This window comes from Planktotalea sp., assembly GCF_018607965.1.
Taxonomy (GTDB): domain Bacteria; phylum Pseudomonadota; class Alphaproteobacteria; order Rhodobacterales; family Rhodobacteraceae; genus Planktotalea.
Map to the genome: position 1 here is coordinate 1 of NZ_JABBAM010000077.1, position 24,885 is coordinate 24,885.

General features: G+C 53.9%; 25 protein-coding genes. 13 read left to right on the plus strand and 12 right to left on the minus strand.

Translation table 11 applies throughout. The annotated features are described in order from the left end of the window. A partial coding sequence (locus QZ279_RS07335) for a transglycosylase SLT domain-containing protein (protein WP_293449631.1) occupies nucleotides 1–434 on the plus strand: 434 nt, incomplete at its 5' end. Here QZ279_RS07335 and QZ279_RS07340 read toward each other — a convergent pair. Both QZ279_RS07340 and pepN read right to left on the minus strand, forming a co-directional pair. Next, nucleotides 431–862 carry a hypothetical protein gene (locus QZ279_RS07340; RefSeq protein WP_293449633.1) on the minus strand — a complete coding sequence of 144 codons (432 nt, stop codon included), beginning with the start codon at nucleotides 860–862 and terminating at the stop codon, nucleotides 431–433. The genes QZ279_RS07335 and QZ279_RS07340 overlap by 4 nt on opposite strands. Further along, nucleotides 859–3,411 carry an aminopeptidase N gene (gene pepN / locus QZ279_RS07345; RefSeq protein ID WP_293449635.1) on the minus strand — a complete coding sequence of 851 codons (2,553 nt, stop codon included), beginning with the start codon at nucleotides 3,409–3,411 and terminating at the stop codon, nucleotides 859–861. Before pepN ends, QZ279_RS07340 begins: the two co-directional genes overlap by 4 nt. Nucleotides 3,412–3,479: 68 nt before the next feature. On the opposite strand from pepN, the gene QZ279_RS07350 reads away from it, so the two are divergent. From QZ279_RS07350 to QZ279_RS07360, 3 genes are all read left to right on the plus strand, one after another. Next, the gene (locus QZ279_RS07350; protein ID WP_293449637.1) at nucleotides 3,480–3,644 is read left to right on the plus strand and encodes a DUF2256 domain-containing protein; all 165 of its coding nucleotides are present in this window, start codon (nucleotides 3,480–3,482) and stop codon (nucleotides 3,642–3,644) included. A gap of 134 nt (nucleotides 3,645–3,778) precedes the next feature. Further along, a complete protein-coding gene (locus tag QZ279_RS07355) occupies nucleotides 3,779–5,917 on the plus strand; it encodes a malate synthase G (RefSeq protein WP_293449639.1) in 2,139 nt (712 codons plus the stop codon). A gap of 51 nt (nucleotides 5,918–5,968) precedes the next feature. Further along, the gene (locus tag QZ279_RS07360) at nucleotides 5,969–6,391 is read left to right on the plus strand and encodes a heme-binding protein (RefSeq protein ID WP_293449641.1); all 423 of its coding nucleotides are present in this window, start codon (nucleotides 5,969–5,971) and stop codon (nucleotides 6,389–6,391) included. On the opposite strand, the gene QZ279_RS07365 is transcribed toward QZ279_RS07360, so the two are convergent. After that, on the minus strand, nucleotides 6,388–7,596 hold the full coding sequence (locus QZ279_RS07365; protein WP_293449643.1) for a cytochrome P450: 1,209 nt from the start codon (nucleotides 7,594–7,596) through the stop codon (nucleotides 6,388–6,390). The genes QZ279_RS07360 and QZ279_RS07365 overlap by 4 nt on opposite strands. Before the next feature lie 92 nt (nucleotides 7,597–7,688). Here QZ279_RS07365 and QZ279_RS07370 point away from each other — a divergent pair, with 92 nt between their 5' ends. Beyond that, entirely contained in the window at nucleotides 7,689–8,447 is a 759-nt protein-coding gene (locus QZ279_RS07370; protein ID WP_293449644.1) for a gamma-glutamyl-gamma-aminobutyrate hydrolase family protein, read from the plus strand. A gap of 4 nt (nucleotides 8,448–8,451) precedes the next feature. On the opposite strand, the gene QZ279_RS07375 is transcribed toward QZ279_RS07370, so the two are convergent. The 4 genes from QZ279_RS07375 to QZ279_RS07390 all read right to left on the minus strand — a co-directional run bounded on the left by QZ279_RS07375 (nucleotide 8,452) and on the right by QZ279_RS07390 (nucleotide 13,758). Then, complete coding sequence (locus tag QZ279_RS07375; protein WP_293449645.1) at nucleotides 8,452–9,657, minus strand: Hint domain-containing protein; 1,206 nt, start codon at nucleotides 9,655–9,657, stop codon at nucleotides 8,452–8,454. A gap of 71 nt (nucleotides 9,658–9,728) precedes the next feature. Further along, nucleotides 9,729–10,829: a calcium-binding protein gene (locus QZ279_RS07380; protein ID WP_293449647.1), complete on the minus strand. Its 1,101-nt coding sequence runs from the start codon at nucleotides 10,827–10,829 to the stop codon at nucleotides 9,729–9,731. A gap of 220 nt (nucleotides 10,830–11,049) precedes the next feature. Further along, on the minus strand, nucleotides 11,050–13,290 hold the full coding sequence (locus tag QZ279_RS07385; protein ID WP_293449649.1) for a molybdopterin cofactor-binding domain-containing protein: 2,241 nt from the start codon (nucleotides 13,288–13,290) through the stop codon (nucleotides 11,050–11,052). Between the two features lie 3 nt (nucleotides 13,291–13,293). After that, a complete protein-coding gene (locus QZ279_RS07390; RefSeq protein ID WP_293449650.1) occupies nucleotides 13,294–13,758 on the minus strand; it encodes a (2Fe-2S)-binding protein in 465 nt (154 codons plus the stop codon). Nucleotides 13,759–13,849: 91 nt separating this feature from the next. Here QZ279_RS07390 and QZ279_RS07395 point away from each other — a divergent pair, with 91 nt between their 5' ends. Further along, on the plus strand, nucleotides 13,850–14,431 hold the full coding sequence (locus tag QZ279_RS07395) for a TetR/AcrR family transcriptional regulator (RefSeq protein WP_293449651.1): 582 nt from the start codon (nucleotides 13,850–13,852) through the stop codon (nucleotides 14,429–14,431). Nucleotides 14,432–14,525: 94 nt separating this feature from the next. On the opposite strand, the gene QZ279_RS07400 is transcribed toward QZ279_RS07395, so the two are convergent. Both QZ279_RS07400 and QZ279_RS07405 read right to left on the minus strand, forming a co-directional pair. Next, nucleotides 14,526–14,885 carry an MmcQ/YjbR family DNA-binding protein gene (locus QZ279_RS07400; protein WP_293449652.1) on the minus strand — a complete coding sequence of 120 codons (360 nt, stop codon included), beginning with the start codon at nucleotides 14,883–14,885 and terminating at the stop codon, nucleotides 14,526–14,528. Then, entirely contained in the window at nucleotides 14,886–15,638 is a 753-nt protein-coding gene (locus tag QZ279_RS07405) for an SDR family oxidoreductase (RefSeq protein WP_293449653.1), read from the minus strand. A gap of 121 nt (nucleotides 15,639–15,759) precedes the next feature. Between QZ279_RS07405 and QZ279_RS07410 the strand changes: the two genes are divergently transcribed. The 5 genes from QZ279_RS07410 to QZ279_RS07430 all read left to right on the plus strand — a co-directional run bounded on the left by QZ279_RS07410 (nucleotide 15,760) and on the right by QZ279_RS07430 (nucleotide 20,951). Next, nucleotides 15,760–16,704, plus strand: coding sequence for an MBL fold metallo-hydrolase (locus tag QZ279_RS07410; RefSeq protein WP_293449654.1), 945 nt, complete (start codon nucleotides 15,760–15,762; stop codon nucleotides 16,702–16,704). Continuing rightward, nucleotides 16,697–17,164 (plus strand): isoprenylcysteine carboxylmethyltransferase family protein, encoded by a 468-nt coding sequence (locus tag QZ279_RS07415; protein ID WP_293449655.1) that lies wholly within the window; start codon nucleotides 16,697–16,699, stop codon nucleotides 17,162–17,164. Before QZ279_RS07410 ends, QZ279_RS07415 begins: the two co-directional genes overlap by 8 nt. A 140-nt stretch (nucleotides 17,165–17,304) precedes the next feature. Beyond that, nucleotides 17,305–18,876 carry a Re/Si-specific NAD(P)(+) transhydrogenase subunit alpha gene (locus QZ279_RS07420; RefSeq protein WP_293449656.1) on the plus strand — a complete coding sequence of 524 codons (1,572 nt, stop codon included), beginning with the start codon at nucleotides 17,305–17,307 and terminating at the stop codon, nucleotides 18,874–18,876. Nucleotides 18,877–18,890: 14 nt separating this feature from the next. Further along, entirely contained in the window at nucleotides 18,891–20,324 is a 1,434-nt protein-coding gene (locus QZ279_RS07425; protein ID WP_293449657.1) for an NAD(P)(+) transhydrogenase (Re/Si-specific) subunit beta, read from the plus strand. A 117-nt stretch (nucleotides 20,325–20,441) separates the two neighbouring features. Continuing rightward, entirely contained in the window at nucleotides 20,442–20,951 is a 510-nt protein-coding gene (locus tag QZ279_RS07430) for a hypothetical protein (protein ID WP_293449658.1), read from the plus strand. A 7-nt stretch (nucleotides 20,952–20,958) separates the two neighbouring features. Here QZ279_RS07430 and QZ279_RS07435 read toward each other — a convergent pair whose 3' ends face one another. Next, on the minus strand, nucleotides 20,959–22,035 hold the full coding sequence (locus QZ279_RS07435) for a YeeE/YedE family protein (protein WP_293449659.1): 1,077 nt from the start codon (nucleotides 22,033–22,035) through the stop codon (nucleotides 20,959–20,961). 332 nt (nucleotides 22,036–22,367) lie between these two features. Here QZ279_RS07435 and QZ279_RS07440 point away from each other — a divergent pair, with 332 nt between their 5' ends. After that, nucleotides 22,368–23,312 (plus strand): NAD(P)-dependent oxidoreductase, encoded by a 945-nt coding sequence (locus QZ279_RS07440; protein ID WP_293449660.1) that lies wholly within the window; start codon nucleotides 22,368–22,370, stop codon nucleotides 23,310–23,312. Nucleotides 23,313–23,399: 87 nt separating this feature from the next. Beyond that, complete coding sequence (locus QZ279_RS07445) at nucleotides 23,400–23,885, plus strand: hypothetical protein (protein WP_293449661.1); 486 nt, start codon at nucleotides 23,400–23,402, stop codon at nucleotides 23,883–23,885. A gap of 65 nt (nucleotides 23,886–23,950) precedes the next feature. Here the strand turns inward: QZ279_RS07445 and QZ279_RS07450 are convergent, their stop codons facing one another. Continuing rightward, nucleotides 23,951–24,508, minus strand: coding sequence for a hypothetical protein (locus tag QZ279_RS07450; RefSeq protein WP_293449662.1), 558 nt, complete (start codon nucleotides 24,506–24,508; stop codon nucleotides 23,951–23,953). Between the two features lie 5 nt (nucleotides 24,509–24,513). Next, the coding region (locus tag QZ279_RS07455) for a pilus assembly protein (protein ID WP_293449663.1) at nucleotides 24,514–24,885 on the minus strand (372 nt) is incomplete at its 5' end.

Genomic DNA, 24,885 nt, shown 5'->3' on the forward strand with positions numbered 1-24,885 from the left:
CGCGCGATATTGCGGATTGGTGTCCTGCTTATCCAGATGCGGATGAGAATGGGCGCGCAGCGTTTTGGGCAGGCTTTATGTCTGCGCTGGCCAAGCATGAAAGCACCTATCGCCAAGCGGCGGTTGGGGGGAATGGGCGTTGGTATGGGTTGTTGCAAATTTTACCTGCCACGGCGCGGGGGTATAAGTGTACGTCTCCCAGTCGCGAAGGGTTGAAGCATGGGCCGTCTAACCTAAGCTGCGCGATCCGAATTCTGACCGTGGTCATGCCACGTGACAAGGTGATGGCGAGCAAAGACAAGCGCTGGCGCGGCGTCGCTGCGGATTGGGGCCCGATGCGGATCAGTTCAAAACGCAAGGATATTTCGGCGTGGACGCGCAAGCAGACATATTGCCGGACATTGAAATCCGTGCGCCCAAAAGCGCGCCCCTAAGACATAAGAGTAAAGTGATGTCGCTCGTGCGGGATATCGTGCGCGGTAAGTGCTGCGATGATGGTATCGGTGGGCGGAACACATTCATAGGGCAGGCGCACCTTGCCACCTTGGTATGTGATCAACGTCATGCGCAGGGATAGGTCCAAGCGCGTATCCAGTCGAACGGATTTGAGCTGTCCACGAGGTAAATGCCCACCGCGACGGCCCGAGCGCCATTTGATCTGGGCCTGTGTGATTTGAAATTCCGACGTTGAACCTGCGCCGATATCAAACAGTGCGGGCAGGCTAATGCAGGCTAGAACCAGCACGATGATGGGCGCGGCATTCAGCGCAAAGTAGATCGCCAACAGAATGATCCACCAAAGCACAACCCAAGCCACCGCGCGCGGGTTGCGCGCGGATCTTGTGAAGGTGTACGCGCTCACGCGTCGCGGATTCGGGTTAGCATTTCAGATGTGTCACGGCTCAGTGTAGGCTGGGCCAAAATGCGTTCAACTTCGGTCTTCATCATCGCTTGGCGCGCGGGATCATAGCGTTTCCACGTTTGGAATGCCGAACACATGCGGGCCGTTGTTTGCGGATTGAGCGGGTCGAGTTTGATCAACCAATCGGCCAGCAATGTGTAGCCTTTGCCCGAAATATGATGGAAGCCTGCGTGATGCGCCGCAAGTGCTCCAAGTGTGGCGCGGAAACGATTGGGATTTTTCAGGTCAAAGTCGGAATGCTGTGTCAGCTTTGCCGCGACATCGGCGGCATCTTCTGGTGCGGCACAAGCAACTTGAAGTCCGAACCATTTGTCCATGACCAGACGATTGTCTTTCCACTGTGCATAAAAGGCGTTCAACGCAGCTGTGCCAACATTTTCGCGCAACAGACAGCTCAGTGCAGACATTTGCAGCGTCATATTGTCGGCGCTGTCATATTGGACTTGTGCAGCCTTGCCACCATCAAGACGCGATCCCAGTGACAATGCGGTGATCGCAAGCGCACGTTTGCCGATGGAAACAGGATCGGGCGAATAGGGACCAGCGACCTGACAGGCGGCATAAATGCGCGGCAGGGTATTTTGCATATGCTGCGCAAGCGTCAGTTTCAGAGTTTGGCTTGCGTCGTGAATCGCTTGTGGATCTGGGGTCTGACCTGCATCCGCGAGCGCTTGGGTGAGTTCGGATTGGCTTGGCAGACTTAACATCAGCGCGCGCGTATCAGGGTCCAGCGTTTCGTCGCGTAGAACTGTGTGCACGCCGTTAAGATAGCCCGCACTGGGCGGTGATCCGTTTTTGATCATCGCCAGTAGTGTGGATTTTGCCAACTCACGACCTGCTTCCCAGCGATTGAAGGGATCCGTGTCACGGGCAAACAAGAATGCGCGTTCTTCGTCATTCGTGTCGCGCTCGAGGATCACAGGGGCAGAGAAACCGCGCAGGATCGACGGGGTTGGTTTGGCGCTAAGGCCTTCCCATTTGAACGCTTGCTGACGCTTGTTCATTTCCAGAACTTGGGTGGATACAACTTCGCTGCCGTCCTCGCCGAGCAGTCCAATCGCGATTGGAATGACGCGCGGCTTTTTCTGCGGCTGACCGGGGGTGGGCGGTGTCTCTTGGCGGAACGTCAGTTTGTAACGGCCGTTCTTATAGCTTTCCTTCACATGCAAATGCGGCGTGCCTGCGGAAGTGTACCAGCGTTTGAAGCGTTTCAGGTTGCGGCCCGTGACGTCCTCGAAGACCTGTAGCCAGCCTTCAATTGTGCAGGCTTGGCCATCGTGGCGGGTGAAATAGAGGTCGAGCGCTTTGGCATAGGCCTTGTCACCGACGAGCAATTTGAGCATGCCAATGACTTCTGCGCCTTTTTCGTAGACGGTCGCGGTGTAGAAATTGTTGATCTCGACAAAGTTATCGGGGCGCACAGCATGGGCTAGGGGGCCACGATCCTCTGCAAACTGACGGCCGCGTAGATCAATGACGTCATGGATACGTTTCACAGAGGCAGAGCGCATGTCAGAGGTGAACTGGCTGTCGCGGTAAACCGTCAGACCCTCTTTCAAGCAGAGCTGGAACCAATCGCGACAGGTGATGCGGTTGCCGGTCCAATTGTGGAAATATTCATGGGCGATGATCGCTTCGATACGTTCGAAATTATCATCCGTGGATGTTTCGGGCGACGCCAGCACGCACGACGAGTTGAAGACGTTCAGGCCTTTATTCTCCATCGCGCCCATGTTGAAATCATCGACAGCGACAATGTTGAAGATATCTAGGTCATATTCGCGCCCATAGACTTTTTCGTCCCAGATCATGGATTTTTTCAGCGCTTCCATGCCGAACGCGCATTTGTCTTCGTCGCCTTTGCGCACGTAAATGTTCAACTCCACGTCTTTACCAGACATCGTGGTGAAGCGGTCGGGATGCGCGATCAATTCGCCCGCGACGAGCGCAAACAGATAGGCAGGCTTGGGCCAAGGATCGTGCCATTGCGCGAAGTTTTCACCTGACGTGCCGGGATTGCCGTTTGAAAGCAACACAGGGTGCGGACCTTCTACGCGGACTGTGAACGTGGACATAACATCAGGGCGATCGGGGTAATATGTGATCTTGCGAAAGCCTTCGGCCTCGCACTGGGTGCAATACATGCCGCTGGACATATAGAGGCCCTCAAGTGCTGTGTTGGTTTGTGGACTGATTTCAACTTCTGCCTCAAACGTGAAGGGCTCAGTTGGAGCGTCTGCGGTAAGACCCTCTGGCGTGATCGTGGGGTTAATCGCGGTGCCATTGATTTTCGCCCATTTGAGGTCAAGTTGTTCCCCATGAAGGAAAAACATCTTGTTTGTGGCCTCAGGAAGCGGTGAAAACCTGATGCGGGAAATGACGCGTGTTGCGGTTGGGGCCAGTTTGAACGTTAGATTTACCTCGTCCACTTTGAAGCCAAAGGGCGTGTAGTCATCTAGGTATATCGTTTGGGGGGCCGCATCGCGCATTGGAAACTCCTGTCAGTTTAGATGCAGGTTATCGCAGTGACGGGCAGGGGCAAGGGAAAGAGGGTGGCATGCCAAAAGGTGTCAAAAAGCAAGATCTACCAAGCAAGATGTGCGAAACTTGTGCGCGTCCATTTGCGTGGCGCAAGAAATGGGCCCGTGATTGGGAGAACGTTAAATTTTGTTCAGATCGGTGCCGAAACCTCGCGAAACAGAAGAAAGTAACGTCGGATTAATCGGATATATTTGAAGCTGACACTCATAAATCAGATAAATTGGTAATTTTATTTTACCAAAATGTCAGTTTGCGTTGCCAGAGCTAGATTTTTGACGTAGATCGGTCGGGAATTTAAGAAAAACGGAGCACAACATGACGCAGCGCATCGAAAAGCACGGACTTCAGGTCGACACGGTTCTCGCAGATTTTATTGAGAAACGCGCACTTGAGGGCACCGATGTTAGCGCGGACGCGTTTTGGTCCGGTTTGTCCGACATGGCGCATGCCTTGGGTCCAAAGAACCGAGAGTTGCTGCAAATCCGCGAAGATATGCAGGGCAAAGTGGACGCGTGGCACATCGCCAACAAAGGTGCGTCCGAGGATGACTATTTGGCGTTCCTGCGCGAGATTGGGTATCTTGAGGCTGAGGGCGATGACTTTGAGATCGACACAAAAAACGTCGATCCAGAGATCGCAAGCACGCCGGGGTCCCAGCTTGTTGTTCCTGTCACGAACGCGCGCTTTGCGCTGAACGCGGCGAACGCGCGTTGGGGTAGCCTGTATGATGGTTTCTATGGCACCGACGCCATGGGTAGCCTGCCTAAGAAAGGCGGCTATGACAAAGGTCGCGGTGGCCGTGTTGTTGCGCGTGCCCGTGTTTTCCTAGACGAAACATTCCCGATTGAGGGCGCATCCCACGCGGATGTACGCCGGTATCACGTGCAAGACGGCGCGCTGCTGATTGACGACCTTCCCCTGAGTGATCCTGCGCAATTCGTGGGGTATCAAGGTCACGCGAAGGCACCAAGCGCCGTGATCTTAAAGAACAACGGCTTACATGTTGAGCTGGTTTTTGACCGCACGCACCCTATCGGAAGCCGTGATCAAGCCGGTCTTGCGGACGTCGTTTTGGAAAGCGCGCTGTCCGCGATTATGGATTGTGAAGACAGTGTTGCTTGTGTTGATGCAGAGGACAAAGTCGGGGCCTATTCCAACTGGCTGGGTCTGATGAAGGGTGATTTGGAAGAAACGTTCGAAAAGGGTGGCTCTATGATGACCCGCCGTTTGAATGACGATCGCACGTACGTCGGCGCGGACGGCAATGACGTGACCCTAAAGGGACGTGCGTTGCTTTGGATCCGCAATGTTGGGCATTTGATGACGAACCCAGCGATCCTTGATCGCGATGGTCTGGAAATCGGCGAGGGCCTTATGGATGCGCTGTGCACCGTGATGATTGCGATGCACGACCTGAAGCGCGACAGCGGAAATTCGGTACATGGCTCGGTCTATATTGTGAAGCCAAAGATGCATGGTTCCGTCGAAGTCGCGTTCTCTGATGAAATTTTCGCCAAGGTCGAAGATATTCTTGGTCTTGCGCGCAACACCGTTAAGATCGGCATTATGGACGAGGAACGCCGCACGTCGGCCAACCTTAAGGAATGTATCCGCGCCGCAAAGTCGCGCGTGGCTTTCATCAACACAGGTTTCTTGGATCGCACGGGTGACGAAATTCACACGTCCATGGAGGCTGGCCCGTTTAGCCGCAAAGATTTCATCAAGCGCAAGGCGTGGATCGGTGCGTATGAAAACCTCAACGTTGATATCGGTTTGGAATGTGGTCTGAAGGGTCGCGCGCAGATCGGCAAAGGCATGTGGGCGATGCCTGACTTGATGGCGGCTATGCTTGAGCAAAAGATCGATCATCCGAAATCTGGTGCGACCTGTGCGTGGGTGCCTAGCCCGACAGCTGCGACACTCCATGCGCTGCATTATCACAAGGTTGCTGTGCTGGCCGTTCAGGACAAGATCAAAGCAGGGGGGCGCCGCGCGAACGTGCAAACCTTGCTGGAAATTCCGCTTGCGAAGTATTCCAACTGGACGCCAGAGCAGCTTCAGCGCGAAGTTGAGAACAACGCACAAGGTATCTTGGGCTATGTAGTGCGCTGGATCGACCAAGGTGTTGGGTGTTCAAAAGTACCAGATATCAATGACATCGGTCTTATGGAAGACCGCGCGACATGCCGTATTTCATCCCAAGCGTTGGCCAACTGGTTGCACCACGATGTGGTGAGCGAAGACCAAGTGCGCGCAGCGATGGAGAAGATGGCAGATGTTGTCGATCGTCAAAACGCGGGCGATAACCTGTACCGCAAGATGGCACCGGGCTTTGATACGATTGCTTACAAAGCGGCGTGTGAGCTGGTCTTTGAAGGGCGCACGCAGCCTTCTGGGTACACAGAACCCGTTTTGCACGCGCGTCGCTTGGAACTGAAAGCGAGCGTTGCCTAACACCTAACGAATTCCTCCTAATTTGTGATTTCTTAGAAAGTGAGCACTGAAATGGCTGTTACTTTAGATCAAGCACGTGCTGCAATTGCAGCGACTTTGGACGCTGGCGCAAAAATGGGGCTAAAGCCTTTGTCGGTTGCGGTTCTTGATGCAGGCGGGCACCTGATCGCGTTTGAACGCCAAGATGGTGCATCCCCGGGTCGTTACGCGATTGCGCAAGGCAAAGCCTACGGTGCGGTCATGCTTGGAATGCCGGGATCTGCGCAAATGGCGCGTGCAGAGCAGCAGGCTTATTTTATGGCCGCTGTAAACGGTGCATTTGGTGGACAGGTTGTTCCTGTGCCTGGCGGCATTCTGATCAAAGACGGGGATGCGGTCGTTGGTGCATTGGGCGTTACGGGTGACACGTCCGACAATGATTCAGATGCAGGCATGGCTGGTCTTGCGGCGGCAGGGCTCGTCGGCGTGGCCTAGGGTTTCAATTGCACCATCAAGCGGCGCATTCCGCGCATTCCAAATCGTTGAGTATATTCGGGCGCTGCATCTTGTGGCGCCCTTTGAACGTCTGCATACCGCTGAAAGAGCCGATCAAGGGCGATCTGGGCTTCTGCGCGCGCGAGGTGCATTCCCAGACAGACATGTGGGCCAAAACCAAATCCGATGTGCGCATTAGGTCGGCGACCTAGCTCTGCGATTTGCGCGTTTTCGAAACGTTCAGGATCGTGATTGGCCGCGATGAGCAAGGCTAAGATTTTTTCGCCTTGCTTGACGGCTTGCCCATGGAATACATGATCTTTGCGTACAAACAAGGGCTTGGTCATCATCACTGGACTAAAGAAGCGCATGTATTTTTCCACGGCGCGGAAGGTTGTGGCTGAATCGTTTGATTGAAAAATCGCGCGATGCTGCGTATTTTCGGTCAACCCGAAAATGGCATCAGAGATCAGGTGTAGCGTCGTCTCGTGCCCCGCCACGAACAGTACAAACGAGAGCGAGACAAGTTCGTCGTCGGTTAAATTATTTTCAGCGTCGTGAATGAGTTCACAGAGCAAGCCTGCACGCGGAGTTTTGCGGATCGTTTCAATCTCTGCGCGCAGCAGTTTGAGCGATTTGTAGAGGCCGGGCATTGCACGCAGCATATTCCAAGTAGTCGTCGGTTCAGAAATCGGGGCGATGGCGCGCGCAAGCTCAGTGCGCTGGTCCGGCAATATCCCAAGGAGTTTACTGATAACGTCGAGCGGTAAAATCTGTGCGTATTCTTTGGTGATATCAATTGGTTGAGTACTGTCCAAGCGATCCAAAAGATCATCGGCAATTTGTTTGATTTCGGGTTGAAGTGCATCAATCGCGCCGCGCGAAAAGTGTTGATCAACCGCTTTGCGCAATCGCGCATGTTCTGTGCCATCAAGGCTAAGAATATTACGGTTGAGGACGCCCATGAAGCGGGGCAAAAACCAATAATATCGCGAAATGTCACGGCCACCCGCGTTGGCCGGATTGCGCACAAAGTGCACTTCATCTTTTAACAGCGCGCGGGCTGCGGCATCGGTCGTGGTGACCCAGCATTTGCCAATAAACGGGATCTTTATGGCCACAAGGGGACCCGTTTCGCGCATGCGCGTTAATGTTGGTGTGGGCGCGCGCAAAAAATCCGGTTCGTTGATTTTGAAATGGTCCATGAATATAGTTCATGCGCCCAAACTGCTGCATTGCAAGCCCATGCAAGCCCGCGATATAAGGTGACAACTTTGATCAACTATTTGGAGACGGCATGTCGCGCCCAATCGTAGGAATTATTTCGAATTCGTATGTGATTAATGAAGACTATCCCGTTCACGCGGGGGGAGAGATGAATTCGACGGCGATCGCGACTGTCTCTGGCTGTATGCCGCTGTTGATTCCTGCCGATCCTAGGTTTGTCAGCGTCGAAGAATTAATGGCGCGCTGCGACGGTTTTTTGTTCACGGGCGGTCGTCCGAACGTGCATCCCGATGAATATGGTGAAGAAGCGACGGACGCCTACGGCACCTTTGATCGCGCGCGCGATGCGATCGCGCTGCCCTTGATACGTGCCTGCGTTGAATTGGGGCAACCGTTCCTTGGGATTTGTCGTGGTTTCCAAGAGGTGAATGTCGCAATGGGGGGCTCGCTCTATCCGGAAATTCGCGATCTTCCGGGCCGTATGAATCACCGTATGCCCCCCAACGGCACGCTTGAGGAAAAGTTCGAGCTGCGCCATGATGTTACATTGAGCGAGGGTGGCCTATTCCACAGAATTTTCGGTGCGTCGACAGTGATGACCAATACGTTGCACGGTCAGGGCATCAAAGACACGGGCGCGCGGATCGTGATTGACGGTTACGCCAAAGATGGGACACCCGAAGCGATTTATGTAAAGGATGCGCCCGGATTTACGGCTTCTGTTCAGTGGCACCCGGAATGGAATGCGGACGGGGATCCAGTGTCGCAGCCTCTGTTCACTGCGTTCGGTACAGCCGTCCAGGCGTTTGCCAACGCGCGAAATGTATAGGCACCTAGGCTGCGCGGCGTTCGTTTTGCCATGCTTCTGCTAATGCGATTTCTTCTAACAATAGTGTGGTTTCGTGAGCCTTTAGACATGTCCGTGCGGTACGGCCATAGGCGTAGGGATCGACCTTAAGGTCTGGAAATGCGCGAAATAGATCAGCCTTTGACGTGTCTGAGAGCGCTTTAAGACCCTCTGGACCTGCGTGAAAGCTCTCCGTTTCAATGCCGTTCGCGGTGATCACTTGGTGTTGTTCTAACATGAGGTGGATATAAGTTACCATCTTCTGTGCATTACGTGTGACGGCACCAACCAGCATGTGCTTGGCGCTACAGAAAACCTCATCCTCGCCAAACAACAGCTCGCACGCAAAGTGTGAAATCAGTATTCTGTGTTGTGGCGAGACGGTCAATGCTTGGGTTTGACCATCTAGTGTGCCTGCCTCAAAACGGACCGGAGCCGTGTCTGGTGTGCAAGGCAGAGTGCGCGACCCCATCCATTTTATAGGCTGTGGACCTGCATCGCGGGTGCCGACCAAATCTCCAGTTTTGAGAGTTTCAATTGCGCGCGGTCCAAAGGGTGTGTCGATCAGCGTTCCGGGAGTGAAGCAGATGATTTTCTCAATATTTTCAAAAGTTAGAAGGGTGCCATCCTGCAGCACAAGCGTGCCACTTAGACCGCCTGCAGCATCGTCGGTGTTCGAATAGATAATGTCGTTTCGGTTACCGAGCGTGCCAAGGTTCAGCGTGTCGCCAAGGGTCTCTTCGCCCTCATCGCCTTGCACGAAGATGTTTGCGCCAGCACCGCCCGTTTCGCCAAGTTCGACCAATTGGAAATAGTCATCGCCGTCGCCGCCAATCGCGGTGTCGCCTTCGCCCACGTTGAAAAAATCGTCGCCCGCTTGGCCATTAAGCAAATCGCTGCCAGTGCCGCCAGATAGGGAATTGTCACCGCGCCCGCCATAGATTGAATCGTTGCCTGTTCCGCCGTTCATCGTGTCGTCGTCAGGATCACCTTCATAGTTTGAGGTGAAATCAAACGTCATATCACCAACGCCGAACAGACCGCTGTTTGTGGCGCTTTCGCCATTATCAAATGTAAAGATGAGCTGCAGAAAGGGGCCCGCAATATCAACTGTGACAGAGTCGGCCGCTCCACCAGACGTTTCGACACCTGTGCTGGCATTTCCGTCCGCGTTCAGATTGTCGCCGCTCACGGAGTGGAGCCCATTGAGGTTGGAGAAAACGACGGGCACAGAATTACCGTCGCCGTCCAGCGCTACGATGGTCAGTAGGTCATCCCAGCTGCCTGTATTCTGGTCGAGTCATAGATTTCGAAATTGGCGTTTTCGACGAGCCCATCGAATGTCAGGGTTGTTGTGACGGGATCGGTGATGCCAGAAACCCAAAGACCACTTTCAGAGGGTGAGCCTTGCGTGGCGGTGTTCGCCGTTTGACCAGTTCCATTGGTTGTTGTGGCAATCGTTACGTTCAGTGTTTCGGTTGCACCCGTTAGCGCAAAAGTGCCGTTTGACGTGAGCCCGCCCCAATCAAGCGTTTTTGAATCGTCGACAGATGCGCCTAATCCAATAACGTCGTCGCCTGCATCACCGTCGATGCTATCTGCGCCTGCGCCGCCGCGCAGAGTGTCATTGTCAACGCCACCACTGATCGTATCGGCGCCGTCGCCGCCATCAATGACATCATCGTTTGCTCCGCCACTTATTGAATCCGCACCAGCACCACCATCGATGACATCATTGCCAGCGTCGCCGCTGATCGTGTCATTACCATCTTCGCCAAAGATGACATCGTCGCCCGAACCACCTGAAATGCTGTCATCGCCAGCAACGCCGGCACCCGCAATGAAGTCACTGTCGCCGTAAATCGTGTCGTTGCCAGCGTCGCCCTCAAGCGTGTCAGATCCGCCACCGCCATAGACGATGTCGTCCTCAAGGCCAGCCTCGACACTATCGTTGCCGTCACCTGCGCTGATTGTATCCTCATTTCCAAGTGCGCCGGAGCCATCGCCTGCATCGACTTGATCACCGTCACTGTCAGTATAACTTGCATCAATGACATCATCGCCACTGGTGCCATCGACAGTTATTGGAATGGAATAGGCGGGGGCAGAGGTGACAATCGCTGTGCCGCTGGTGGTGAACCAAGTGTCTGGAACAAAATAAACGTTTCCATCGGTTGCTTCGTAATAAATGCCCGTGTCGTTGATATTTGAATACGTGCTGCCGTTACCCGCACAGACGCCTGTCCATTGCCAACTGCCTGCACCGATGGTGGGGGCAATCGTAAAGAACACCTGTGAGGCGTTAATTGTATCGTTCACATCAAGCGAAGCATCACCGAGCGTTACAAGATATCCATTGGGCATTACCGTCGTCCTGTTCTGTATCCCGCATTGGAAACAGTGCGTTTCCATGCGGTTTCCAAAATGGATACAATCGGTTCAGGGCGGATTTGCGCACAGATTGAGACAAGTTTTAGACGGTTTGGATGAAATGTGACGCAGGTGGGGCGAGGCGCACATGTGCAAACGCAAAACGCGTCCTTGGTGAAAAGGGCGCGTTTCGGTTGGTGGAAAAGGTCTGCGCTTAAACCAGTAGATCAAACTCATGCATCAAGGGCAGTGTACGGGCGCGCTTGCCTGTAAGATCAAAGATTGCATTGGTTAACGCTGACATTGATGGCGGTGTGCCGGGTTCGCCAGCACCGCCAATTTGACCGACACTCTCCATCACTTTCACTTCAGTGATGGGTGCGTTGTGAATGCGCAGGGCGTCGTAGTCAGGGAAGTTTTGCTGCTCCACCGCGCCATCTGCAAAGGTGATTTCACCAAAGGCTGCCGCGGACAAACCATAGATCATGCCGCCGTAAAGCTGCGCTTCCAAGTTGCCCGGATCAAGGATTGTTCCCAAATCAGCAGCGATCCACGCACGGTTCATTCGGATCGAACCGTCCTCATCAATGACTTCGATCACCTGCGCGACTGGGGTGCCAAAGCTATGTGCGAACGCAACGCCCCGCCCGATCCCGTCAGGTGTTTTACCCGTCCATCCCGACATATCGCGCACAGCTTCAAGTACGCCAGCAGAAGGCGCATGTTCGTTGCGCATCATATCAAGGCGGAATTCCAACGGATCGGTACCTGCAGCGTGGGCCAGTTCATCCAAGAAGCTATCATGCATGAACGCGTTGACTGAATTTCCGACTGAGCGCCAGAAGCCAAGTGGAATGTCCATATCAGTAAGATGCCCTGTGACACGGTAGTTTGGGATTTTATAGGGTTGATCAAACGCACCCTCGACATGGACTTTGTCAGGACCCGCAGCCGAGAAGCCCATAAGACGCTTCATCGCGCTTGCGGTCACGGATGGACCCGCGACCTTTGCATCCAGCAAGACTGCTTTCCCGTCTTTCACAGCGCCTTTGTAGCGACCCATAATTGCGGGGCGGAACGCGTCATGGGACATATCTTCTTCGCGTGTCCACGTCAGCTGGATCGGAACACCGGGCATTTCTTTTGCGACGTTTGCAGCCAAAACACCAAAATCAATTTCGCTGCGCCGTCCGAAACTGCCGCCCATCAAGGTTGTGTGTAATGTCACTTGCTCCGCATCCAAGCCAACTGCGTCTGCGCACTTGTCGCGCATCAGCGTTGGGCCTTGATTTCCACACCAGACTTCTAGCGCGTCGCCTGTGAAGAGCGCGGTGGCGTTCATCGGCTCCATCGTCGAGTGCGCAAGGAAGGGCATGCGGTATTCGGCGCTGATCTCGGTCGCGCCTGCAATTGGTGCATCCGCATCGCCATCATCGCGCAATTGCGAGTTGGCTTTATTCTCGAAACTGTCTTCTATCGCTGTCCAGATCGCGTCTTGTTCAGCCGGGTAGGCCGCTGCGACCCATTCGACCTCAACCGCTTCAGCCGCTTGGAAGGCGAGCCATGTGTTCGTGGCAACGACAGCGAAACCTCCGTCAAGTTCGATCACCTTTTCCACGCCTGCCATGTCCAAAGCCGCGCTTGTGTCGATTGATTTCATCGGCAACCCCAAACGCGGGTTCATGCGGACCGTGGCAAATTTCATGCCCTCCACACGCACATCGATGCCGAATTCGGCGGTGCCTGTTGATTTGCCCAACATATCAACACGCGGCATTGTTTTGCCGAGGTATTTCCAGTCGGATTTCGGGCGCAGCTCCACCTGAGGCGGATCAATTTCTGCGGCACGTGAGGCCATATCGGAATAGCTGACCGAATTGCCGTCGGGCGCGATGATGCGGCCGTTCTGGGTTCTAAGGCTGTTCACGGACACTTGGAGCGCTTCTGCGGCGGCCAGTTTCAGCGTCTCACGTGCAGAGGCACCTGCATGGCGCAGGCGCTCATAGCCGTCCATCATTGATGTCGATCCGCCGGTTAGCTGTAAGCCAAGCAGTTTGTTTGCTTGTCCTAGCGCCTGCGAAATCGTCGTCATGAACGCGCTTTTGGAATATTCAGGGATCGGTAGCGTCGCCTGCATCAAAGCACTGTTATAATAGGCCGCGGCTGGCGGGCCATGCAAAACGCGCACATCTTCCCAAGCGATATCAAGCTCTTCTGCGGCAAGAGCAGCAAGCGTCGTGTGCACGCCTTGGCCCATTTCAGCGCGCGGCGTGATGATCGTGACGCCGGTTTGGTCGATGAAAATGAACGGGTTCAGCGCGGCCTCATTCGGGCCAGCCTCTAGGGGGCTCACCAAAGGACGGGTGTATTTATACGCGCCAAAGGCCACGCCGCCAACGATCGCTGCAGACCCGATCAGGAACGTACGACGGGCGATTTTTTTGAAAGAGGCCATGATCTATGCTCCCTGCGTTGCTTTTGCGGCGGTGTGGATCGCCGCACGGATACGGGGATAGGTGCCACAGCGGCAAAGGTTACCTTGCATCGCATCGTCGATATCGTCGTCGGTGGGGGCTGCGTTTTCCGCAAGCAGGCTGGCGGCTTGCATGATTTGACCGGACTGGCAGTAGCCGCATTGCGCGACCTGATGTTCAACCCATGCTGCTTGGAGTGCGTGCAGCGTTTCGGGTGTGCCGAGCCCCTCAATAGTGGTGACCTCGCCCTCCACATCAGACAACGCGGTTTGACAGGATCGCACGGCGACGCCGTCGATGTGGACCGTGCAGGCACCACAGGCTGCGACGCCACACCCAAACTTGGTTCCTGTCAGATTTAGCTCGTCTCTGAGAACCCAAAGCAAAGGTACAACATCCGGAAGATCAACACTGTGCGCAGTGCCGTTAACTATGAGTGTCGTCGCCATCGAGGTAGTCTCACGTGTGTTTTGATAGAAGTAGGTTAAAGTGTCAGGGTGTCAATTGACAAAATAGATGTTTTTTGTCAGAAGACGGCCCATGAGCACTGGAGGTCTTGAAACAGATAAACAAAAAGAGATTGCACAGGCTGCATTCGAGGTCTTTGTTGAACACGGTTTTCGCAAAACCTCTATGCAATTGATCGCTGTAAAGGCGGAAATGTCACGGCCGGCTCTGTATCTTCATTTCCAAAGCAAAGAAGATGTCTTTCGGTTTTTAGCGATCGGCTACCTTACCAAAGTTGCGGCCGATATAGACGCGGTTCTGGCTGCCTCAGGAACTGCTGTCGACGTGCTGCAAAGCCTATTTAATGCGTTTGATCCAAACGGAGTGAAGGCTGTTTTGCTAGACGCCAAACATGGCGATGAATTGATGGAAGTAAACGAAACGAATGTAAAAGATGTTGCAGATAACATTGGTGCACACATTCGCGTAGCACTTCGAAACTGGCTGGAAAATGAAGCGGCGCTGGGTCACATCTATTGTGATGATCCCGATATGACGTCCCAAACAATCATGTCCTCTTATTTCGGCCTCAAAAACCCAAAACCAAGTTATGGCGACTACAAATCACGTACAAAACAACTCGCACAGATGCTTGGGCGTGGCCTCACTATATAAAGCTACAAAGGGTTTCTCCTTTCCCCAAATATCCCCCGCCGGAGGCAAATCGCACGCCCACGGCGTGCTCACGCAAGCGCGCGACAGCGCACCTTTAAATCATACCTAACTCGACTCGCAATTTCTTGCTCAGCTTGGCTTTGATCATCTCATAACTCGCTTGGATATGGGACTTCAGCTCGTCGTCGGGCAGTCCGGGATCGTCGTAAACTTGTACCCATTTCATCCCGCGCGATGCCAGATAAGGGTCAGGGCGAATGCCGGGCATGTCGCTTAACACTTCATAAGCAAGGTCGCTTACCTTGAACGTCGCCGCACTTTCCCCGTCTGACCAGCCTAGAACCGCAAACAGCTTGCCACCCACTTTCCACACATCCGAGTTGCCCCATTGCACGACATGCGTGGTCTGGGGCAAGGATTTGCAGTAGGCGTTGAGCGCGTCGCGGCTTAGCATTTACATCTGGCCGCCTGCGATCTCCATCGTCTGGCCATTGATCGAACCGGACATGTCAGAGCACAGATACATCACGGTATTGGCAACTTCTTCGGGCGTGATCAGGCGCTGGTGGCGGTTTGTTTTGACCATCATTTTCAGGGCCTGTTTTTCGGTAATCCCAGCACGCGCCGCGATGGACACCGTGTTCTGCGACACAATCGCTGTGTCCACATATCCGGGGCAAATCGCGTTGAACGTGATGGGGGATGCCATGTAATCCTCGCTTAGACCCCTGATAAGGCCAATCATTCCGTGCTTGGACGCAGTGTAGGCTGGTGCGCCTTTCAAACCTTTGATGCCTGCAATAGACGCAATGGCAATCACGCGCCCATAGTTGAGGCCGTTCATGGACTTCATCGCTTCGCGCATCGTGAGATATGCACCATCAAGGTTAATGCCGATGATTTTACGCCAGAACTCCATGTCCATCTTGTGCAGCGCTTTACCCTCGGCGATGCCTGCGTTGGGCACGCAAATAGCGATGGGGCCACGCGTGTTAACGGCTGCTGCAAAACCATCCACGACGGATGCTTCATCGGCGACGTCCATTGCAACTGCGTGAATACGACCGCCTGCGACCTCATCCAAAACGTCTTTGCGGCGTCCCGTGATTGTTACTTCCGCGCCAGCTTCGGCCAGTGCTTTTGCTATTGCAAGGCCAATGCCCGTGCCGCCGCCCGTGATCAGGGCGTGTTTGCCAGATAGGTCCATAATGTCTCTCCCTTTTTACGCTACCCTACCGCGCAAGCCCGTCATGACAAGGCGCGCCGTTCCGTCACTTTACATACCCATTCAATTCTGTGAATGTGTACCGCAATCATGGGAGGCCAATATGTACAGACTTATCGCCCTCGCGGCGTTTACCGCGGCGCCGCTTTATGCAAGTGAAGATATCGCAGATCAATATCCACAATCCGTGTTATATTCCAAACCCGTCGAGGTGATCCCACACGTGTTTTCCGCGATCGGGGCAACCGCACCACCGACGTATGAGAACGCAGGTCACAATAACAATCTAAGTTTCGTTGTAACGGGCGACGGGGTCGTGGTGATCAATGGCGGCGCTTCTGCGCTGCTTGCCAAAGCGCTGCACGACGAAATCAAGATCGTGACAGAGCAACCCGTCAAGCTTGTGATCAACGAGAACGGGCAGGGTCACGCAATGTTGGGTAATTCCTATTGGGTGGATCAGGGTGTGGATATCTTGATGCATGCAGACGCGGCATCAGAGGTAGCAGAGCGCGGGTATCAAATCCTGTCCAACATGCAGCGCTATAATCGCGACAAGGCCGAAGGCACGCGTTTGGTTGAGCCGACGCGCAAATTTACGGACAAAGAAGTCGTTACGATGGGCGATGTGACGCTTGAGGTGCTGTATCTTGGACCTGCCCATGGGCACGGGGATACGCAGGTTTGGATCCCGCAGTGGTCGATGATGATTGCAGGCGACATTGCGTTTCATGAACGCATGTTGCCGATCTTTCCCTACACCTGCACGAGCTGCTGGATCGAAACATGGGAAACTGCGTTTGAACCGCTGAACCCGACATATATTATTCCAGGCCACGGCCATCCGACGAACTTGGAGCAAGTGCGCCGTTACACGCGAGATTATCTTGTTCACTTACGCACACAAATCGGTGCACATTTGGACAACGGTGGTGAGTTGGCTGAGGCCTATTATGTCGATCAATCACTCTATGCGCGGCTTGATACATTTGAAGAACTCGCGACCAAGAACGCAGGCCGTGTGTTTGAGGAGATGGAGTTTGAATAAACTGCCATTGACCAAACTGATAGATATTCCGCCAATTTGGTTGGCACTATTTTGTGCGCTTACTTGGTTGCAAAGCGTATTCCTACCGCTTGGATTAGGCTTTGGCGGGGAATGGGCAAGGTTTGCGGGGACCGTTTTCATCGCAACTGGTTTGATCTTGATGTTGATGGCCGTAACCGAAATGCGAAAGTCCCGCACGACGGTGATCCCGCATCTTAGCGCAAGCGCATTGGTCACATCCGGCATTTTCGCACAGAGCCGCAACCCGATATATTTGGGGGATGTGCTGGTCCTGATTGGTCTGATTCTACGTTGGGATGCGTTATTAGCGCTCGCGTTTGTTCCCGTATTCATTGGTGTACTAATGAAACGCTTTATCGAACACGAAGAAGCGCGTCTGCGACAAGGTTTTGGTGATGTATTTATTGAATATTGTCAGAGTGTTAGGTGTTGGATGTAGCGTGAATCATCCAATTTGCGACAGTCCGGCATTGCAATGCGACACTGCTTGCGCCTCTGCCCCCTGCGCTTTACTCAAGTAATCAACATTGTGCCATTTGGCCGATGAACTGGCTTTGACTATTGCAAGGGGGTAAGTCTTTGAAAATTGGAACGCCTAAGGAAGTGTTCGAGGGAGAAAATCGTGTCGGCATGACGCCTGATAGCGCGTTGCAGCTCCAAAAGCTCGGATATGACTGTGTGATTGAGACGGGTGCGGGCGCGAATGCTGGCTTCTCGGATGCACTTTATAAAGAGGTTGGCGTTGAGGTCGTAAAGACCGCAGCAGCCCTATGGAAAGATGCGGATATTGTCGCGAAAGTGCGCCAGCCCGAAAAGGCTGAGTTGAAGCGTATGCGCGACGGTCAGACCTTGATTTCTTTCTTTACGCCAGCGGCGAATGACGCAGGTATGGCGGCGGCCAAGAAGGTCGGCGCGAATGTGATTGCCATGGAAATGGTCCCACGTATATCGCGCGCTCAGAAAATGGACGCGCTGTCGTCAATGGCGAATATTGCGGGTTACCGCGCTGTCATTGAAGCGGGTAACAACTTCCCACGTTTCTTCACAGGTCAGATCACCGCAGCGGGTAAAGTTCCGCCTGCGAAGGTTCTGGTTGTGGGCGCTGGTGTTGCTGGATTGGCCGCTATTGGCACGTCCACATCGCTTGGTGCGATTACATACGCATTTGACGTGCGCCCGGAAGTGGCCGAGCAAGTTGAAAGCATGGGCGCTGAGTTCGTCTTCCTTGATTTCAACGAAGAGCAGGCTGATGGTGCCGCGACGGGTGGCTATGCTGCTGTGTCCAGCCCTGAGTTTGCTGCTGCACAACTTGCGAAGTTCCGCGAGATTGCGCCGGACATGGATATCGTCATCACGACGGCCCTGATCCCGAACCGCGAAGCGCCAGAGCTTTGGACCAAAGATATGGTCGAGAGCATGAAGCCGGGGTCTGTAATTGTGGATTTGGCCGCTGAAAAAGGTGGCAACTGCAAGCTGACTGTGATGGACGAGAAAATCGTTACGGATAACGGCGTGACCATCATTGGCTACACCGATTTCCCATCTCGTATGGCGGCGCAAGCCTCGACGCTTTATGCGACAAACATTCGTCACATGCTGACTGACCTGACCCCTGAAAAGGACGGCCAGATCAATCATAACATGGAAGACGATGTTATTCGCGGCGCGACGGTCACGTTTGAGAACGAGATTACCTTCCCACCGCCACCGCCGAAAATTCAGGCGATTGCAGCGCAGAAGAAAGAGCCGATCAAAGAGCTGACGGCTGAAGAAAAACGTGCAGCAGAGACAGCCGCATTCAAAGCGCAGACCAAACAGCAAGTTACTTTGCTTGCGGTGGGCGCAGTGCTTTTGCTGGGTGTCGGACTTGTGGCACCTGCCAGCTTTATGCAGCACTTTATCGTCTTCGTTTTGTCTGTTTTTGTTGGCTTCCAAGTCATTTGGGGCGTGGCGCATTCGCTGCACACACCCCTTATGGCGGTCACGAACGCGATTTCTTCGATCATTATCTTGGGTGCTCTGATGCAAATCGGATCGGGATCCTATTTGGTGATCCTGCTCGCAGCGGTGTCGGTCTTTATGACGGGCATCAACATTTTCGGCGGCTTTCTTGTGACACGGCGTATGCTCGCCATGTTCCAGAAATCTTAAGGGAGGCTGGATAAATGGAATTTGGTTTTACAACAGCGGCTTATGTCGTTTCGGCTGTCCTTTTCATCCTCTCTTTGGGTGGCTTGTCGGGACAGGAAAGCGCCAAGCGCGCGGTATGGTATGGCATTGTCGGCATGGCGCTAGCAGTGGCTGCAACCCTGGTCGGACCGGGGGCAGGATATTGGTTCCTGTCGCTTTTGATGATCATTGGTGGTGGCGCAATTGGGTATCAATTGGCGACGAAGGTAAAGATGACCGAGATGCCAGAACTGGTGGCTGCGATGCACTCGCTTGTTGGTTTGGCTGCGGTTTTCGTGGGCTTGATCGCACATATCGAACTGGGCCGTGTTTTGGCGATGGACGATGTGCAAAAGAAAGCACTTGAGGGGTTTGGCGCACTCTTGGCCAAGAAAGACGGCGTTGAGATCGGCATTCTGCGGGTTGAGCTGTTCCTGGGTATCTTCATTGGCGCGATTACGTTCACGGGCTCTGTCATTGCTTACGGCAAGTTGGCGGGCAAAGTGGATAGTGCAGCGACAAAGCTTCCGGGCGGTCACATGCTGAATGCTGCGGCTGCTGGTGTGTCGCTGATCACGCTAGTTTGGTATTGCAACACCGGCGGTTTCTTCCCGTTGTTCTTGATGCTGCTGGCGGCCTTGTTCATCGGGTATCACCTGATCATGGGCATCGGCGGCGCGGATATGCCGGTCGTTGTTTCGATGCTGAACAGTTATTCTGGTTGGGCCGCTGCGGCGATTGGTTTCTCCCTTGGGAACGACCTGTTAATCGTGGTTGGTGCGCTGGTTGGCTCAAGTGGTGCGATCCTGAGCTATATCATGTGTAAAGCGATGAACCGTTCGTTCATCAGCGTTATCTTGGGCGGCTTTGGCGGACCTGCGGGTGAGCAGATGGCAGTCGAGGGCGAGCAGATCGCAATCGACACGGATGGCGTTGCCGCTGCGTTGAATGAGGCGGACAGTGTTATTCTGATCCCTGGTTATGGCATGGCCGTAGCACAGGCACAGGCGGCTGTTGCCGAGTTGGTGCGTAAGTTGCGAGCTCAGGGTAAGACGGTTCGCTTTGCGATCCACCCTGTTGCAGGTCGTTTGCCAGGTCACATGAATGTTCTGCTGGCAGAGGCTAAAGTGCCTTATGACATCGTGATGGAAATGGACGAGATCAATGACGACTTCCCGACAACGGACGTTGCGATTGTGATCGGTTCCAATGACATCGTGAACCCAGCGGCGCAGGACGATCCAAATTCACCCATCGCGGGCATGCCCGTTTTGGAGTGCTGGAAAGCCAAGCAGGTGTTCGTCTCTAAGCGTGGTCAAGGTACGGGGTATTCCGGCATCGAAAACCCGCTGTTCTACAAAGAGAACACTCGCATGTATTACGGTGATGCGAAAGAAAGCTTGAACAAGCTTTTGCCGCTGATCGACTGATCCGAAGCGACACGACACGACAAAAGCCCTGCCCGTTTGGTGGGGCTTTTTTTATGTGGTGGCTTTCCTTTCGTCTTGAGTGCAACACTTAAGATTGGAAGCAAAAAGAAAATGGCCATGAAAACTCTGTCAACGTTTAGCGCAATTGCCTGTCTTCTAGCATCGACTTCTCAAGCGGATGTGTTGGTGCGCTTTATTGAGGGTGCGCCGAAAGATCGTTTTGTTATCAGCGCCGATACCAATGCGTGCGCAGGTGTGGCGAAGACCGTGACGATAGACCTTGTGACTTCAAGTGGCGGGCTGATCTTTGATGTTACGGGGCAGGGTAGTGGCGTTGAAGTTTTTCAACCGTTTGAGCTGACCTCTGGCGCGGATAAGGTTACTAAGGCCAGCAAATTACGCGACGGTGATCAGGTTTTAACTCTAGAGCTGTCACAAGTATCCAAGGACATGCCGGTCAGTTTCACGACGGATCTGGATGATACTCAAGCGGGGAGACAAATCACCGTAAGTGGCTCTGAAATCACGGGTGCGATGGTAAACGTCACGCAAAACGGCAAGATGTACGTCGGGACGTTTGAGAGCGACGCACGAGCGCGCGTTGCGACGCAGGCTTGTGCTTCTTAGCGCTTGATTACTCAGCAGGCAGGATCGAGGCAGTGCTACGCTGCGTGCGGTTCGCGTCACGTGACAGCAGTGCGTTGGCTGCAAACGTCCCTGCGGCAATGGCAAGTAACGCGATCAGTGCTGCAAAGCTAAGTGTTGGAATACCTGCTAAACCTGCACCAACAGTACAACCGCCTGCTAAAACGCCGCCCATGCCCATCAGCACAGCGCCACCGATGTAGCGGCCAGTTTGGGCGGGGTCTTCGAAGCTTTGCCATTTGAACGTGCCAAAGATCAGTGAAGCAAGCAGTGCCCCTGACACTACGCCGCCGATCAGTCCGGTGCCAAACCCTGCGGGGATCGAGGTGGACGCGACGGACCAGAACAAGCTGTCAGCCATTGGTGATGTGAACGACAGACTTTCGAGTGCGATGGGGTCAAATTCGTCGAACAAGACAAAACCTGTACCGACCCAAGCCGCAGGGACCAAAAGGCCCAAGGTTGCGGCCAGAACGAATGTCTTTGCTTGAATGCCAGAGCGAAACGCGAAACCGAGGGCTGTAAGAACGATAAGTGCGCTCCAGAACACTGCGCCGCCGGGAAGCGCTGCGAAACTAATCGTCGAACCGAGGTCGACAGTCACAGATCCAAGCGAGGTACGGATAGGGGCAAGGACGCCCTTTAGCGTCGCATGCGCTGTGATCGCGAAAAGGATCATGACGAACAGGGCGCGTAAATTGCCCGTGCCTGCCAATACAGTCAGGCGCGATGCACAGCCGCGTGTTAAAACCATGCCTGCGCCAAACATCACACCACCCACAAGGATCGCAAGGATTGGCAGACCCGCCGCGAAGAAGCGGTGCTCTTCAAAGGTGATCAGTTCCGCGAAAACAGCGACTTGGGTTCCGATAATTGCAAAGGACAAAGCCGTGAGCCATACGCCCATTGACGTTCGGCGGGCGTCGCCGATGAGGGCGCTGCGGAAACAGAATTTTGTGCGCTCGGCCAAGATGCCAAACGCGATGCCCAAAGCGAGGGCCAGAAAAACAGATGCGGCTTTGGGTGTGATGTCCAAGCCTGTGATGTCGAGTATTGTTTCAAACATGTCTTCTGTCCTTCGCGCGCGTGCATACCAAGAAGCCGAATGGGGTGGAGGATGGAAACTGTCAAACCCGTAAAAGGCCTGTTTTATGCTCTTGGACAGAACGAACGTTTCGTAATTTGTGAAATTTAGATTGATTTGTTCCGATTTTGAGAGAATTTTGCAACTGCGTTCTGCCTTTGATGATCAGGTTAGATCGGCTGTGTTTATTCTACTTTCGCCTCTCAAGACGCGAGCACCACGAAGGGCTTAGTCGATTGCAAAAGCGTCGCGAATGGGCGCGACGGGTCGCAGATTGGTTTTTTAGGTTGGTGTTAAATTTCAAGGAGATAGACATGAAAATCGGATTTATTGGGCTGGGGAACGTGGGCGGCAAACTGTCGGGCAGTTTATTGCGCAACGGGGCGGATTTGGTGGTGCATGATCTGGATGCTGACCTTGTTGCATCATTCGTCGCGCAAGGTTCGGTGGCGGGGGGCAGTCCGGCCGCGATGATGCGCGATTGCGATGCGGTGATCACGTGTTTGCCCAGCCCTGCGGCGTCTGACGTGGTGATGCAAGAGATGCTTCCAGAGGTTTGCGCAGGCAAGATCTGGATGGAAATGTCCACCACGGATGAGGCGGAGGTCAAACGCCTTGGTACACAGGTGATTGCAGCAGGCGGTGCGGCAGTGGATTGCCCCGTCTCTGGCGGGTGCCATCGCGCGGATACGGGCAACATCGCAATCTTTGCAGGGTGCGAGCGCGACACGTTCGAGCGCATTTTACCCCTGCTTACGATTATGGGACGACGCGTTTTGCACACGGGCGAACTGGGATCGGCAAGCATTTTGAAGGTCATCACGAACTACCTTGCAACAGCCAATTTGGTGTCTTGCGCAGAAGCGTTGACCGTTGCCAAAGGGGCCAACATGGACCTTGCTACCGCGTTCGAAGCGATCCGTATTTCGTCGGGAAATTCCTTTGTACATGAGACGGAAAGCCAGATCATTTTGAACGGCAGCCGCGATATTTCGTTCACGATGGACCTTGTCGCAAAAGATATCGGCCTTTTTCAAGCGGTCGCTGATCGTGCAAATGTGCCGTTAGAATTGAACCCTTTGCTGATAGATATCTTCAATGACGGGATCGAACGCTTTGGCCCTCGTGAACTTTCGCCAAACATTATCAAACGCTTAGAGGAAAGAACCGGTCTTGATGTGACCGCGCGAGGCTTTCCCGCTGAGATGGTGGATGATGAACCAGAAGAGCGCGGTGCAGAGGTTGTTGCGCGCCGCTAAGGGGCGCGTCACGAATACTGGGTATCGCAATCACTTGGATCTAGGGATAGAGGTCGTCGCCAATTCTTGACTTGAAAAGGCGACGGCATGTCTGACCCCTCAAATGACCCCATAATTGCAAAGTTATCCGCATCGCCACCACGGCGCTGGACGGGGACAGTGATGCTATCCTTGCTTGGTGGATTGATGGTTTACCTTGCGCTTTCCGTACCGTTTAGCGTGTCCCAAATTGGCTTGTTCCTGTGTGGTTTGGTTTCGCTGTTTGCAGCGATGCGGATGCATGCCAGCACCGCGCAGGAGATTGAACTGACCCAAACAGAGCTTCGCATCAAGGGTGGTTTTGTGTTGGCGGAGGTCGCAAATATCGCGCGTGTAGAACGGGGCGCGTTTGCTTTCAAACCTTCGAATGGATTTCTGGTGTCGCTGAAAGAATCGGGCCCACGTGGTTGGTCGTTGGGATTGTATTGGCGATTTGGCAAACGTTTAGGGGTGGGCGGCGTGACTGGCGCGCCACAAACCAAAGGAATGGCTGAGGCCCTTGCGATATTGATCGCAGCGCGGGATCAAACCTAAGACAAAAACCGCCGCGCTGAGATACTTCAACGCGGCGGTTTCAATTTTGATGTGTTTGGACCGGGTTAACCTTCGGCGTCCCAAACGATCTGAGGTGCATAGCGCGGACGCGTGAACACGAAGGTTTCGATGATGCGCGGGGCAAGACCTACGTTGAACGCGGGATCATAGTCGGACGCAGTTTCCACCAAGATGATACGCTCGTTTGCGATCAGCGGTGGCAACAATTCATCATAGTCACTTACATCACGTGTGCGCAGACGGGGAATATCACCGCGACGCTTGGACCAATCAACTTTGAAGACATTGTTGTTGCCGTCCCAGCGTAGCAAAGTCACGCGAAGGGTGGTGTCCCCAGGGCTAAGACCAGACAGGTCTTTGTAGATATTGCGCGCATTGGTCATATACGTTGGCGTGATCGGTGCCGTTTCACGGCTGATCATGTCACTGACTGAATACGCGGCTTTTTCTGCAACCGCTTGAGCACGATAGGCTTCATAGTAAGTGAAGGACGCGGCGTTGGCCCAGAAGAGGACGGGGAAGATGATCATCGCCTCGATCGACGCATTCGCTTTTGTTTCACGCGCAAAACTGCGCAGTTTTGAAAGGATTAGCTGTTTCATAGCGATTACCTCGGTTCCTGGGTGAAAGCAGAAACGGCAACGAGCGCGCTTTTACCATTCTGGTCTGTGGATCGTGCAAGAGCCAGTTCGGATGTCGGGAAGACTGGATCGTAGAGAATACACGCGCGAACAATCATCAACTCGTTTGATTGACCGGACGAGAATTCACGAACAGGGTTCAAGACTTCGTTTGTTCCAGCGGTTTGAATGACGCAGTCAACGGTCGCTGGAAGCGGCACATAATTGCGTGGGTCATTCGGGATCAATTCCAAACGAAGGTTCGCTTCGCAATCGTCAAAAATCACAGCGCCGTTACAGATCATATCGCGAACTTGATCGTGGGTGAATTGTGCACCCGTACCGATCCGAACTTCGCG

Excerpts from the sequence above, each read along its gene's own strand:
- QZ279_RS07445 (WP_293449661.1), top strand. The coding sequence starts at position 23,400 with ATGTCTGACCCCTCAAATGACCCCATAATTGCAAAGTTATCCGCATCG.
- QZ279_RS07395 (WP_293449651.1), top strand. The coding sequence starts at position 13,850 with ATGAGCACTGGAGGTCTTGAAACAGATAAACAAAAAGAGATTGCACAG.
- QZ279_RS07410 (WP_293449654.1), top strand. The coding sequence starts at position 15,760 with ATGTACAGACTTATCGCCCTCGCGGCGTTTACCGCGGCGCCGCTTTAT.
- QZ279_RS07350 (WP_293449637.1), top strand. The coding sequence starts at position 3,480 with ATGCCAAAAGGTGTCAAAAAGCAAGATCTACCAAGCAAGATGTGCGAA.
- QZ279_RS07380 (WP_293449647.1), bottom strand. The coding sequence starts at position 10,829 with ATGCCCAATGGATATCTTGTAACGCTCGGTGATGCTTCGCTTGATGTG.
- QZ279_RS07360 (WP_293449641.1), top strand. The coding sequence starts at position 5,969 with ATGGCTGTTACTTTAGATCAAGCACGTGCTGCAATTGCAGCGACTTTG.
- QZ279_RS07400 (WP_293449652.1), bottom strand. The coding sequence starts at position 14,885 with ATGCTAAGCCGCGACGCGCTCAACGCCTACTGCAAATCCTTGCCCCAG.
- QZ279_RS07425 (WP_293449657.1), top strand. The coding sequence starts at position 18,891 with ATGGAATTTGGTTTTACAACAGCGGCTTATGTCGTTTCGGCTGTCCTT.
- pepN (WP_293449635.1), bottom strand. The coding sequence starts at position 3,411 with ATGCGCGATGCGGCCCCCCAAACGATATACCTAGATGACTACACGCCC.
- QZ279_RS07440 (WP_293449660.1), top strand. The coding sequence starts at position 22,368 with ATGAAAATCGGATTTATTGGGCTGGGGAACGTGGGCGGCAAACTGTCG.
- QZ279_RS07390 (WP_293449650.1), bottom strand. The coding sequence starts at position 13,758 with ATGGCGACGACACTCATAGTTAACGGCACTGCGCACAGTGTTGATCTT.
- QZ279_RS07430 (WP_293449658.1), top strand. The coding sequence starts at position 20,442 with ATGAAAACTCTGTCAACGTTTAGCGCAATTGCCTGTCTTCTAGCATCG.
- QZ279_RS07450 (WP_293449662.1), bottom strand. The coding sequence starts at position 24,508 with ATGAAACAGCTAATCCTTTCAAAACTGCGCAGTTTTGCGCGTGAAACA.
- QZ279_RS07435 (WP_293449659.1), bottom strand. The coding sequence starts at position 22,035 with ATGTTTGAAACAATACTCGACATCACAGGCTTGGACATCACACCCAAA.
- QZ279_RS07365 (WP_293449643.1), bottom strand. The coding sequence starts at position 7,596 with ATGGACCATTTCAAAATCAACGAACCGGATTTTTTGCGCGCGCCCACA.
- QZ279_RS07370 (WP_293449644.1), top strand. The coding sequence starts at position 7,689 with ATGTCGCGCCCAATCGTAGGAATTATTTCGAATTCGTATGTGATTAAT.
- QZ279_RS07385 (WP_293449649.1), bottom strand. The coding sequence starts at position 13,290 with ATGGCCTCTTTCAAAAAAATCGCCCGTCGTACGTTCCTGATCGGGTCT.
- QZ279_RS07355 (WP_293449639.1), top strand. The coding sequence starts at position 3,779 with ATGACGCAGCGCATCGAAAAGCACGGACTTCAGGTCGACACGGTTCTC.
- QZ279_RS07405 (WP_293449653.1), bottom strand. The coding sequence starts at position 15,638 with ATGGACCTATCTGGCAAACACGCCCTGATCACGGGCGGCGGCACGGGC.